The organism is Pedobacter sp. (assembly GCF_031119335.1).
Classification (GTDB): domain Bacteria; phylum Bacteroidota; class Bacteroidia; order Sphingobacteriales; family Sphingobacteriaceae; genus Pedobacter.
Genome location: NZ_JAVHXT010000009.1, coordinates 1 through 12537 on the forward strand (window position 1 = coordinate 1; position 12537 = coordinate 12537).

The 12537-nt window shown below is 37.5% G+C and carries 10 protein-coding genes and 1 pseudogene; 8 read left to right on the forward strand and 3 right to left on the reverse strand.

Going from position 1 to position 12537, the window contains the following annotated elements:
* The 6 genes and pseudogenes from REI64_RS10855 to REI64_RS10880 form a co-directional block, all read left to right on the forward strand.
* Window positions 1-508, forward strand: a pseudogene (locus REI64_RS10855) (hypothetical protein); the annotation flags it as partial.
* Between the two features lie 92 nt (window positions 509-600).
* On the forward strand, window positions 601-2028 hold the full coding sequence (locus REI64_RS10860; protein ID WP_308850145.1) for a hypothetical protein: 1428 nt from the start codon (window positions 601-603) through the stop codon (window positions 2026-2028).
* A gap of 90 nt (window positions 2029-2118) precedes the next feature.
* Window positions 2119-3531: a calcineurin-like phosphoesterase family protein gene (locus REI64_RS10865; RefSeq protein WP_308850146.1), complete on the forward strand. Its 1413-nt coding sequence runs from the start codon at window positions 2119-2121 to the stop codon at window positions 3529-3531.
* A 181-nt stretch (window positions 3532-3712) separates the two neighbouring features.
* The gene (locus REI64_RS10870) at window positions 3713-4615 is read left to right on the forward strand and encodes a glycerophosphodiester phosphodiesterase family protein (protein WP_308850147.1); all 903 of its coding nucleotides are present in this window, start codon (window positions 3713-3715) and stop codon (window positions 4613-4615) included.
* A 162-nt stretch (window positions 4616-4777) separates the two neighbouring features.
* Window positions 4778-6145, forward strand: coding sequence for a glycerol-3-phosphate transporter (gene glpT / locus REI64_RS10875; protein ID WP_308850148.1), 1368 nt, complete (start codon window positions 4778-4780; stop codon window positions 6143-6145).
* 2 nt (window positions 6146-6147) lie between these two features.
* The gene (locus REI64_RS10880; protein ID WP_308850149.1) at window positions 6148-6834 is read left to right on the forward strand and encodes a GDSL-type esterase/lipase family protein; all 687 of its coding nucleotides are present in this window, start codon (window positions 6148-6150) and stop codon (window positions 6832-6834) included.
* Window positions 6835-6969: 135 nt separating this feature from the next.
* Here REI64_RS10880 and REI64_RS10885 read toward each other — a convergent pair whose 3' ends face one another.
* Window positions 6970-7434, reverse strand: a complete 465-nt coding sequence (locus tag REI64_RS10885; RefSeq protein ID WP_308850150.1) for a hypothetical protein — start codon at window positions 7432-7434, stop codon at window positions 6970-6972.
* Between the two features lie 116 nt (window positions 7435-7550).
* On the opposite strand from REI64_RS10885, the gene REI64_RS10890 reads away from it, so the two are divergent.
* On the forward strand, window positions 7551-7772 hold the full coding sequence (locus REI64_RS10890) for a hypothetical protein (protein ID WP_308850151.1): 222 nt from the start codon (window positions 7551-7553) through the stop codon (window positions 7770-7772).
* A 73-nt stretch (window positions 7773-7845) separates the two neighbouring features.
* On the opposite strand, the gene REI64_RS10895 is transcribed toward REI64_RS10890, so the two are convergent.
* Entirely contained in the window at window positions 7846-8622 is a 777-nt protein-coding gene (locus REI64_RS10895) for a LexA family transcriptional regulator (protein WP_308850152.1), read from the reverse strand.
* 132 nt (window positions 8623-8754) lie between these two features.
* Here REI64_RS10895 and REI64_RS10900 point away from each other — a divergent pair, with 132 nt between their 5' ends.
* Window positions 8755-9099 carry a GIY-YIG nuclease family protein gene (locus REI64_RS10900; protein ID WP_308850153.1) on the forward strand — a complete coding sequence of 115 codons (345 nt, stop codon included), beginning with the start codon at window positions 8755-8757 and terminating at the stop codon, window positions 9097-9099.
* Between the two features lie 286 nt (window positions 9100-9385).
* Here the strand turns inward: REI64_RS10900 and REI64_RS10905 are convergent, their stop codons facing one another.
* Window positions 9386-12508 (reverse strand): basic secretory protein-like protein, encoded by a 3123-nt coding sequence (locus tag REI64_RS10905; protein WP_308850154.1) that lies wholly within the window; start codon window positions 12506-12508, stop codon window positions 9386-9388.
* Window positions 12509-12537: the final 29 nt, after the last annotated feature.

Below are 12537 nucleotides of genomic sequence, written 5' to 3' on the forward strand. Positions count from 1 at the left end.
CTTCTACGTTGGCGGAAGGAAAAAAATCAACGGTGCTAAGTCAACAGATATTTCTTCGGCAAAATGGATAGTGAGTAAAAACTACTCAGATGAAGCGGGAGATGGTTTCGGTAATGCAACAACTGGTTTATTCCCTAATTCTGGGAGAGCAGTAGGTATTGCAGTTTTTGCAACCAAAGATGTGGTAGTTACTACGGTTCCGCTTGATGTTGTTTTTTTTCAAGGCACTGGCGGCGGTAACTTGTGGGAAGGAAACCAAGGTTATCTAATCGCAGACAATGATTTATATAACTCTAAATTAAACCCTTATTTCAGAGGTAATGGAAAGAATAAAGCTGCTTTTGATAATGCGGATGAAAGCGACACCGCTCCATACTTTACCAAACTAGGCGGACTTTACGATGCAGCTGCCAAAAAATGGCTTACGGCTAGAAAGAATACTTGGGTTACGTTAAAGGAAGATAGTAAGTTGTCAGACATTGAAGAGGGGGGCACGCAAATAAAATAGGGTAATTATCTTATAACTAGCAGATGCATTATGATTTACTAACCAATTAATTGACGCAACAAAAACTAGTTAAACCTTTAATTAAAAAAAATATGAAAAAAATTTTACTTACTCTTGCTGTGGTGACAATGTTGTTGTCTGCGAAGGCGCAATATCATAACACAAAAATAATTATTACAGGTGTGATGGCGGATCCAACAGGCACCGATGCTCATCTTACTTCTTCCACGAATAAAGGTTATGAATATGCTCAGTTTAGAGCTACTGAATATATCGATTTCAGTCTTACGCCTTATTCGATTGTTTTTTTATATGAAACCACCACTACTGCTTTGCCAGACAACAGTTGGGCTTCAGGAAGTCAAGGTCTAACCTATAAGTTCAATTTAACATCGGGAATTGTAAATAAGGGTGACTTTTTTTATGTTGGTGGTGAAGGAAAATTGATTAATGGAGGAGGCACATTAGATATCAGTGAAACGGCGGTTATTGTAGCTAACCGTGCAAAATGGATAAGGAGTTTTGATTATGCCAAAGAAAATGAAGACGGAAATAATGTAACTGATAATAATACAGGAACTGCTGTAGGAAAAACTACGTTACTAGGAAATTCAAATAGAGCAAATGCCGTAGCTGTTTTTGAAGGCACTGCTGTAGGATCGTTAACCGAGCCAAAAGATGTGGTTTTTTATGGAGAAACAGGTGCTAACCACTATTCTGCTACTCCAACTGAGAAGGGATTTCTAATAACCAACAACGATTTGTATAACAAAACCAATGGTGATTTTTTTAATAAAGCAGGCACAAATAACGCCACAGTTGTTGTTACTGCGGCGGCTTATGCAACTGCTTTTCTTAAATTTGGAGGAGTGTACGATCTTGATTCTAAGACATGGATTACTCCACGTTCAGCGACTGTTGTAGCTGCAGCAAATCTTACTTCTCTAGCAGCTATTGAAACAGGTGGAGGCACTACAGTTCTCCCAGTTTCTCTAATCACTTTCACTGCCAAAGCCAATAAACAAGGTGCCGTAAACTTAGCTTGGTCAACCGCTTCAGAAAAAGATAACTCTCATTTCGAGGTTGCTCGCTCTGCAAATGGTATCGATTTCGAAAGGTTAGATGATGTGAAAGGAAACGGAAATTCTAATGTAGTTAGAAATTACAGTTTTACAGACACAAAACCTGTAGTTGGTGTAAACTACTACCGTTTAAAGCAAGTAGATTTCGATGGTGATTTCGCATTTTCTAACGTAGCTACTGCAAAAGTTGGTTTAGCCGGAGATAAGTTAACGGTATCGGTTTCGGCTAACAGATCATCAGTTTCTGTGAGCTATACTGCAGCAACTAATGGAAAGGCGTTGTTTAACATCTATAATGTTTCCGGAGCAAAAATCGCTACAGTAGAACAAACAGTTAATGTTGGTGCAAATCAGATTAATATTCCTGTTAATTTAGGTAATGTAATACACGTATTAAACGTTACACAAGCTGGAGCAAGTGCTTCTACAAAGTTTTAACAGCTAAAACATATATGGAGTAGAAGGTAAGGATGTGCCTTCTGCTCCTTTTTAATTAAAAACATCCACAACAATAAAACTAAACACACAATGAACCGTAGAATTTTCCTTGAGAGATTTGGATTGCTTGCCACTGGAATGGTAGTAAGCTTAAAATCTAACGCTTTTAGCCAATTAACTAATAGTGGCGTTATCACCGGAAAAGTTACCGATGGTAAGAATGCCATTGCCGATGCCGTACTTTCAGATGGTTTTGCGGTGGTGAAAACCGATGCTGACGGCAAATATTCGATTACACTTAACGCCAAATCAGAATTTCTTTTTCTAAGTACACCTTCTGGATATGATTTCAAGACCGATGTAGGCAGCATTAACCGTCAGTACGAAAACTTAGGCGCACGTAATGAAATCAACTTCACCTTAAAAAAACTAAAGCAAAACGACGATAAGCACCATTTTATCATCTGGGCAGACCCGCAGGTGAAAAATAAAAAAGATGTGGCGCAAATGATGGAAACTTCGGTGCCAGATGTGAAACGTTTGGTTAGGGATTTAGGTTCGAAGGCATTGGTACACGGTATTGGTGTGGGCGATTTAGTTTGGGATGCCCTGCCACTTTTCGACGATTACAATAAAGCAGTAGAACTGATGGGCATTCCTTTCTTTCAGTGTTTAGGAAATCATGATATGGATTACCGCCAAGGTGGTGATGAAACTTCGGACAGAACTTTTAAAAAATACTACGGCCCAACTTATTACTCTTTTAACAGAGGCCAAGCGCATTATATTGTTTTAGATGACGTACGTTATTTGGGTGAAGATAGAAAGTATGATGGTTACATCTCCGAAGAGCAACTAGCTTGGATGGAAAAAGACCTACAGCATGTTCCGAAAGATCAGTTGGTGATTATCAATGTGCATATTCCTATCCACAACAGTGTGAAAAATAACGAAGCTTTCTATAATATCTTGAGAAGTTTTACCAATGTACACGTCATGTCTGGTCACACACATTACAACCGTAACGTGATTAGAGATGGTGTTTTTGAGCATAACCATGGTGCAGTTTGTGGTGCTTGGTGGACTGGCCCAATCTGTTCAGACGGCTCGCCTCGTGGTTATGGTGTTTACGAAGTTTCTGGTAAGCAACTGAAATGGTACTACAAAGGAACTGGCTTAGATAGGAAACACCAAATCAGCATTGATATTGAAAAATTAACAGGCAATAACCGTGTAATCGCTAACGTTTGGAACTACGACCCAGAGTGGAAAATAGAATGTTTTTTAGATGGCAGTTCAGTTAAAATGGAAGAAATGAAAGGTTTCGATCCAGAAGCTGTACGTCTTTACAAAGGCGATAAGTTACCTGCAGGAAGAGCATTTGCAGAACCAAGCAGAACAGAACATTTGTTCATGACACATTGTAGTTCAGCTGTAAAAGTAGTGAAAATTGTAGCTACAGATCGTTTCGGAGAGAAATTTACGGCAGAGAAAAAAATATAATTCAGATATAACTTAGCCACAGATGCACAGATTAAATTTTCAGATATGTATAATGTAAATCTGTGTATCTGTGGCCAATTTTCTAATTTAGCTTTATGAAACCATCATGGTTTTTCAAACCACACAGTGGGATGAACAAATCTGGTAGCTTCATCACAATTGAAAAACAAATTATATACAGATGAAAAAACTCATTTTCCCATTGGGGATTTTCCTTTTAGGATTAAACGCATGTTCGGTGAAAAAAGAAGTATCAACTAGTCAGGTGGCTTTTCCAAGCTTTAGTGCCGAAGCGCACCGTGGAGGCAGGGGTTTGGTTCCAGAAAACACAGTTCTGGCTATGAGAGATGCTATGACTTACCCTGCTGTAACTACGCTCGAAATGGATACGCATATCACCAAAGATGGAAAAGTAGTGGTTACTCATGACGATTACCTAAGCCCTGGTTTTATGCTTACCCCAGATGGCAAGGAAATTCCATCCGCTGATGCTAAAAAATACAATGTTTTTCAGATGAATTATAATGAATTGAAAACATTTGATATAGGTACAAAATTCCATAAAGACTTTCCTCAGCAAAAGAAAATCAAGACTTATATTCCTTTACTGGCCGATTTGATTGACAGTGTTCAAACAGAAATCAAGACGAAGAACAAGAAACAGTATTTCTATAACATCGAAACTAAATGTAGCGCCAAGGGCGATGGGGTAAGCAATCCAACTCCAGCTGTTTTTGTAAAGTTGCTAATGGATGTCATCAAATCTAAGAAGATTGAGCCTTATGTGGTAGTTCAATCTTTTGATAAGCGAACTATCCAAATCATCAACAAAGAATATCCGAATGTTAAAACTTCCTTTTTAGTAAGTAACAAGAAAAGCTACGAAGAAAACATCGCCGATTTAGGCTATAAGCCGTTTATCATCAGCCCTGCTTATAAAATGGTAGATGCTACTTTTATCAAAAAGGCCCATGCCGACGGTGTAAAAGTAATTCCTTGGACCGTAAACACCGCCGAAGAAATTGCTAAATTGAAAGCATTGGGCATAGATGGCATCATTACCGATTACACAAACCTTTTATAAGTTTAGTGACTGCTTTTATGCATTTAACCGATTCGACAATTACACAGTTAACCAAAAAATAAATACTAACCAACAGCCAGCCAGTACTTGCTTTGAAAAGAGTTTTCTCTCCCTTTTGGGGAGAGATACCCGAAGGGAGAGAGGGGGCTTTAACCAACCAAAATGGGATTTAACATATTTCCGCCACCAGCACCTCATAAACCGTTACTGCCAGAAAGTACCGTAAAATCAATTTACAGCAGAGAGAGAATAAAAGTGTTCATCGGTATTTTTGTGGGCTATGCGGCTTATTATTTTGTCCGCAAAAATTTCTCATTTGCCATTCCCGACCTTCAATTGGAAGAAAACGGAGGCTTCAGCAAGAAGGAACTTGGTTTTGCCTTTTCAGCGCTTTCTATTGCCTACGGTTTTAGTAAATTCCTAATGGGAAATATATCCGATAGAAGTAACGCCCGCTATTTTTTGACTATTGGATTGGTTCTCTCTGCCTTTACGATGATTTTCATGGGGTTAATACCTTTTGCCACATCGTCCATAGCATTAATGTTCGTGCTGCTTTTCATTAATGGTTGGGTGCAGGGGATGGGATGGCCTCCTTGTGGTAGGGTTGTGGCGCATTGGTATTCGGTGCGTGAAAGAGGTACAGCAATGTCTGTTTGGAACTTGGCACACAATGTCGGTGGCTTCTTGGTAGGACCATTAACTGTTTTAGGTCTCGAGTTCTTTGCAGATTGGCATGCAAAACTTTACTTCCCTGGTTTAGCAGCTATTTTATTCGCAATTGTAGCTTTTTGGTTGGTTAGAGATACGCCGCAATCTGTAGGGTTGCCGCCAATAGAGCAGTACAATAATGATTATCCTAAAAGCTACGATGCAAAAACTCAAGAAAAAGAGTTTAGCGCAAAGGAGATTTTTTTTAAATACGTTTTTAATAACCGGTTACTTTGGTTTATCGCTATTGCCAATGCTTTTGTGTATTTGGTAAGAAATGGAATTATAAATTGGGCACCAACTTTCTTGCAGGAAGCTAAAAATTATTCGCAATCGGAGGCGGCATGGGCCTCTGGAGGATATGAGTTAGCTGCTATTCCTGGTACTTTGCTTTGTGGCATTATGAGCGATAAATTATTTAAAGGCAGAAGAGCACCGGTAACCATTATTTATATGCTGTTCACTTTGGTGGCAGTTTTACTATACTGGAAAACCAACGATAACCATTTGTTGCAGAATTTTTCACTTTGGGCTATTGGTTTCTTTATTTACGGACCTGTAATGTTAATTGGCGTCCAGGCAATAGATTTAGTGCCTAAAAAAGCAGCTGGTACCGCCGCCGGATTAACTGGCTTATTTGGTTACTTCATTGGCGATTTACTGGCTAATGCAGCATTAGGTGGCTTAGTAGATGATTATGGTTGGGATGCTTGTTTCCTTACAATCGCTATTTCTTGCGTTTTGGCTGTCATCTTAACAGCTTTTACTTGGAACAGAGAAAAGAAAAACTTAAGCAACCTTACACCTTTATCTCATTAATTATGATTACTAAAAATAGATTTTTCGTTGCCGCTTTAGCTTCGTTGCTGTGGTTTGGCAATGCTAATGCGCAAACCAAGCCTTACGATAGCACTTACCGTCCAGGGAAATACAAGGAGCTTGTGCAGAAGTTTAACGCTGACCCGGTTACCAAGAAAGAGTTTATCTTTTTAGGGAATAGTATTACCGCAGGTACCGATTGGAGTAAATTATTGAATTTGCCTCAGGCTAAAAATAGAGGTATTTCGGGTGATATTACTTTTGGTGTTTTAGAACGTTTGCAAGAAGTGATAGATAGAAAACCAGCGAAAGTATTTGTGTTAATTGGTATCAATGATATTTCTAGAAATATTCCTGACAGTTTAATTTTAAGGAATTACAAAGCTATTGTAGAGCGTATTAGAAAAGGTTCGAAAAAGACCAAAATCTATTTCTACACTTTGTTACCAGTAAATGCTTCTTTCGAGAAATTTAAAAATCATTACGGAAAAGATGACCATATCCTTTATTTAAATGATGAGATTAGAAAGTTTACCGCGAAGAATGTAGAAGTCATCGACTTGTATCCTCACTTTTTAGATGGTGAGAGAAAATTAAGAGCTGAGCTGACAAAAGATGGTCTGCATTTAATCCCTGCCGGATATCAGGTTTGGAAAGAAGTGTTAGAAAAAGGTGGCTACTTGAAGTAATCTGTAATTAGACTTACGAAGTTTTCAAAACTTCGTAAGTCTTTCTTTTATTTGAAATAACCCTTGTATCCTGTCATTCTGAGCGCAGCGAAGAATCTATTTCTCCAAAAGTCGAAATTAAAAAAGTGCTTTTAATTAACTTTTAGTTGGAGTTTGCTCAGCTTTCGGAGATTTATGAAATCTGCCCTTGCGATCTTTCACTCTCTCTTTCATCTTAACTTTCATTTCTTCTCTCTCGGCAGCAAGTTTTGTTTTTTGGTCTGCTGTTAAAACTGCATCAATTTTATCTTGATGTGCTTTCATTGCCGCTTTTCTTTCTTCAAACTTAGCTTTCATGGTAGCTTCGTCTTTTTTGCGTAAGCCATCATGTTCTTTAAATCTGTCCAGCTCAATCTGCTTAATTTTTGCTTTTTGGTCTGCACTCAAGTTTAGCTTTGTCTGTAGTGCTGTTGCAGCTTTTTCAGCTCTCTCTTCAGCAGAAAGTTTTACTCTTTCTACTCTCTCTGTTCTTTTCCCTTTCTCTATTCTTTCTGTCTGTTGTGCATAGCTAGCTGTAAAACCTAGTACAGCAAAAGCTACAGTTAAAAATAATTTTCTCATCTCGTTAAATTTGTTTTTAAAGGTGATGAATTAGTCAATGGTTTGCTTTTACGCTTTTAAACCATGGATTTGCTCATCTCAATTAATGTTCAAGTTTCATTGTATTTATTGGTGAGATGGAAAGTTTAACGAGTGGTTTAAAATCAACTTTGTTAAAAAATGTTAATTGGGTTGAGGTTGAGGTTAGGATTAAGGTTGAGATTAAGATTAAGGTAAGGCTTCGCGTCATTGCGAGTTACGAGGCAAATTTAGCGCATCTAGAAATTGCTTCGTGCTTGCTGTTGGCAATAATGGCGGTACTTATTGATGTGCGAACGGCAGACTTACGAAGTTTTTAAAACTTCGTAAGTCTGGTTGCTACTAAAAAAGCTTAGAAATGTTTAATCTATCCGTGGCTAAATATTAAAAAAATCAATTCTTATTCAACTGAGAAATTGATTTCTGCATTTGCGCCATCATAGTAGAAAGTGTTTCGATGGTTGGTTCTGGTGTTGGTTCTGGTAAGGCTGTAGATAGATAAGCCTTTGCTTTCCAGATTTCCAAGATATCTTCTGCTGGCACCGAATACGGATCGTAAACTTTATTGTCCGATATCAATTTCAATTCTCTATCTTCTTTAAACTTGTTGCCTGCACGCTTGTAAACCACACCTTCATTTTTACTGATAATTACGTAAGTGTCACCAACTTTTACGTCGTTCCAGTTATCTAGATATTCACCTATAATAATACTGCCCGATTGAATAGGTAACATCGAATCTCCTTTGATTTCGAAAGCTCTGTAAGTGCCTTGTTTTAAAGAGGGTATAGGAAGCTGAAACTTAGGTAAGTCTTGAATATATTGTGGGTCTGAGAAACCATTCAAGTAACCAGCGCTAGCTTTAACGGGAACCAGTTCAATATTCTCGTTATCATCTTTATCTACAGAAATACTTAATACACGCAAATTTGAACCTTGGCTTTTCGGCTTTGGTTTCCAATTGTCATTTATTTGTTCATTGATAAATTCATCGATGGTCAACTCGAAATATTCTGCTATTTTTTTTAGTAAATCGTATTTTGGCTCTGCTCTGTCTTCTTCGTAAGCACCTATTAAAGATCGCTTAATTTCCATGTTATCAGCAAATTGTTGCTGTGTTAAACCTTTTTTCTTTCTAAGGTATTTTAGATTGGCTGAGATGTTGGACATACAAAATAATTTAAAATAAATTTGTTTTTACTAAAATTGTTAGTATTATTGTGCCAATAAAATTAGTAATTATAATTTGAACTGCCAAATAATATCTAATTAAATTAGTTTTTAACTTAAAGCTGTAGCATTATGAAAAAGATAGTTTATATCGTTACCGACAGAAACCGTACTACATTACACGTTGGTATGAGTGCTGATTTGATGAAGACTTTGGATTTTTACAAGAAAATGCCAAACCTATTTTTTGATAGTGCGCAGCAATTAACTCGTTTGGTTTACTTTGAAGAGTTTAGAACTGAAGCGCAAGCTTTAAGTCGCTTTAAAACGGTGAGTAGATTTACCAGGGCCCAAAAGGAAAGATTGGTTCGTGCGTGTAATCCAGATTGGATTGACTTGACTATAGGTTTGGATTTCGAAAGTATGCATATCCACCAGAAGATCAACAACCAATCTATATTACCTTTTGCGGTATAAGAGTATTCTCTATATTGTCGCTTAGTTTAAAAGTTGCTATTGTTTGATCGAATTCTTTTAAGATGATAGATTGAATATAACTTTTTATATAAAGAATTTGTTTAAATTTCCTTTGTAAAAAATGCTGGTGTCATGTTGAGCTTGTCGAAACATTCTTCATCAAGTAGTCTTCGACAAGCTCAGACTGACAAGTAAAAAGTTTTACTGAAATTTAAACAGCTTCAAAATAAAACGAGCACTAATTTTGGTTAGTGCTCGTTTTTTCATTTTAGTTTTATTTTGCCGATTACCAGCCCGGCGCAAAAGTTAATCCAAATACGCCTCCACTAACATCTTTACGTGTGAAAGGGAAGGCATAGTAAGGTTCTAAAATCATTGCGCCGAATAAGTTTACCCGTACAGATACACCAGCACTAAAAACTGGAACACGTTCAATCAAGTATTGTTGTCCATTTGGATAGGTACCAATTCTAGTAGCCGATGGCTGACCTTTAAATACTACTTCTGTATCTTCTGTCCAAGCTACAGCAGCATCAAAAAATAAGTTTAAATCTGTAAACAAGAAGTTAGAAGGTATTTGTGCCAACTTTTTAGGGCCGGTAAAAGGTAACCTTACTTCAAAATTGAATACTGCCAGTTTACTACCAGATAATTGGTTAATGTCTATTGTACTTGTGTTTAAACTTTGATTGTTATAAAATGAATTAGGTTCGTATCCTCTTATTAAATAATTGTAACCTGCAAAAAGAGGGAAGAGGTTTTCACCATCTCTGCCCAAACGCATATAATTATATGAACGCAGAGCGATGGTAACTGGCTTAATTCTAAAGTATTTCCTTAAGTCAGCTGCTACCGCAACGAAATTAAAATCACCGTAATACTTTTCAGCACCAACTCTATATCTAAAGCCATCTAATGGTGCAGTTACGCCAAAAATTGAGTTGTCGCCAACGAAATAGGCATTGGTTTGAAATATAGAAAAACTTCTTAGCGGTTGCCCTAGAGAGCTTGTAATCTCGTCTTTATTAAGTTTTTCACGTTCAGAACCAACGTAACCTAAAATCGTATTTCCGTTAAGTAAATAATAATTGCTGAATCGATCAACTCTATAGCTGTACCTAGATACTGCACCGCCTACTTCAAATCTATGAGCTTTATTAAATGGGTAGGCTGCGAACAATTGAACCTGATCTTCAAAAGTTCTCATGATATTAGTTTGTTCTACGTAATAATCCTGGCCGTCTCGGGTTTCTCGGTCTTGTGTTAAAAAACCGGTAATGTAAGGGATGTGAGAAATGGCACCACCCCAATTAATTCTACTAGCTTGGTTAATATAAGCTGCCATGCCACCAAAATCTTGGATTTCGCCGTTAATAGCCAAGTTGGCAACAATCTGGTTTTGTCCAACAATATCGCTAAACATACCCATTACACCGCCTTGCATACCTGTACCAAATCGACTGGTGCTAACGCCCACGCCACCGCTGTTGGCCAAATAATCTAACTTAAATTTAGGACGATAAGGGATCTCACGCATTGAACTTTCTGGTGTGCGCTCAAATCTTTCGAAGTTGCCAAGATTTGAGTTGACAATGTTTACACCTACGGTTTCTTTCGGCGGCAAAATCGCAGCGTCAAAGTTTACCTCATTAGCATTTACGTCTTTTGCCCGAAAATTACTGTAGGCAGAATTGTAAAGTGTATAACGTTGGTAACGATAGTAGCTGTAAATGATATCATCGTTTCTCGAAACTGTAATAGCTGGTGAAAACTCCGTGATGCCACTAATTCCCGTAAAGTAATCTGTTAATTGCTTTACATTACTTGTTTCTAAATTATATTCATAAAGATTTCTAAAACCATCACGGTTTGATAGGAAGAAGATACGCTTACTATCCCCAGAAAACTGTGCGTTAAGATTGTTAGCGCCAGGAAATACTGGAACGTTGCTTAAGACTTTAGTAGCGATATCGTAAATAGTTAGATTGATAGGGTTTACGGCGGCGAAATTCCCACTTTCAATTGCTGCTCTATCTGAAGAAAAGACAATTTTTTTGCCATCTGGCGAATAACTAGGAGCATAATCAGAATGCTCGTCATCGGTAATTTGGGTAACTTGTTTAGTATCTAGGTTATAAGAAAATATATCGCTTTGACCTTCTACCATTCCTGAAAAAGCAATGTCTTTTCCATTAGGCGACCAAGTTAAGTTTCCAAACTGTTCCACCTTGCCCATATCGGTTTTTAATACCGTACTTCCGTTGTTGATATTAATAACCAATAGTTGGTTTTTTCCTCTACTAAAAATACTGAAAGCAAATTGCTTACTATCTGGCGACCAAGCACCAGCAGATTCTAAGAAGTTAAAATCATCAATGTGTGTATTGGATATTTGACTACTCAACTTCCTAATGATCTTTCCAGTTTTGGCATCGGCTAAGAATAGATCAATACCAAATAGATCTTTTTCCGACAAAAAAGCTAAATATTTTCCATCTGGACTAATTGCAGGAGCAACGTTCATATTTCCAGCGTTCTTATTATCTATAATTTTAGCACCTGATATTTTAATTTGCGAGCTATCCGCCCTTAACATTGGTCGATAATGCTGCTCTATGGCATTTTTCCATAAACCAGATAAAGTTTTATCATCGTAGCCAAACGTATACCTGATACCATTTTCATAACCAAATTTAGCCGTTGCTTTAAATAGGGGGACAATGGTGGTATCTCCATATAGCGAGCCCACGAAGGTCCAAAAAGCCTGTCCGTAACGGTATGGGAAGTATTTGTTCGAGTTAGTCAAATCCTTTAAAGAAGGAATATCCCTGTTCAGCAAGGCATCACGCATCCACATTGAGGTGAAAGCGTCTTTTTTACCTACAGATAAATATTCGGCCATACCTTCAATCATCCACAAAGGTGTTTGACCAATATTTTCCAGAGGGATAGAATCTCTTTCTAATAGGATATGATATTGAAAGGCGTGCACCAACTCGTGCCCCAAAACGTGTCGAGTTTGGCTACCCAACTCCATTACCGGCATAATTACCCTGTTTTTAAAAGCCTCAGTAACACCACCAGTTCCTACGCCAATTTCACCTTGCAAAGCAGTAGTTTGCTGAAAATCGGGATGGGTGCTATAAAGAATAATTGGATTCTTTTTAAAGAAAGTATCTCTAAAAACTTCCTGGTGCATTTTATACCAAGTTTCGGCATCTCGGGCAAATCTCTTCAATACTTTATCGTTTTTAAGATAGTAGTAAATGTCGAAATGTGGAGTTTCTAGTACTTTAAATTTTTCATTTTTATATCGAACCTTGTTTTGTCCGAAATATTGCGCTTGCGAAGCATAGTAGCACAAAACTAGTGCTAAAACTAAAGTGACTTTTTTTACAAAATTGTTCATAAACGAATAATTAAGGCAATATCATGTTA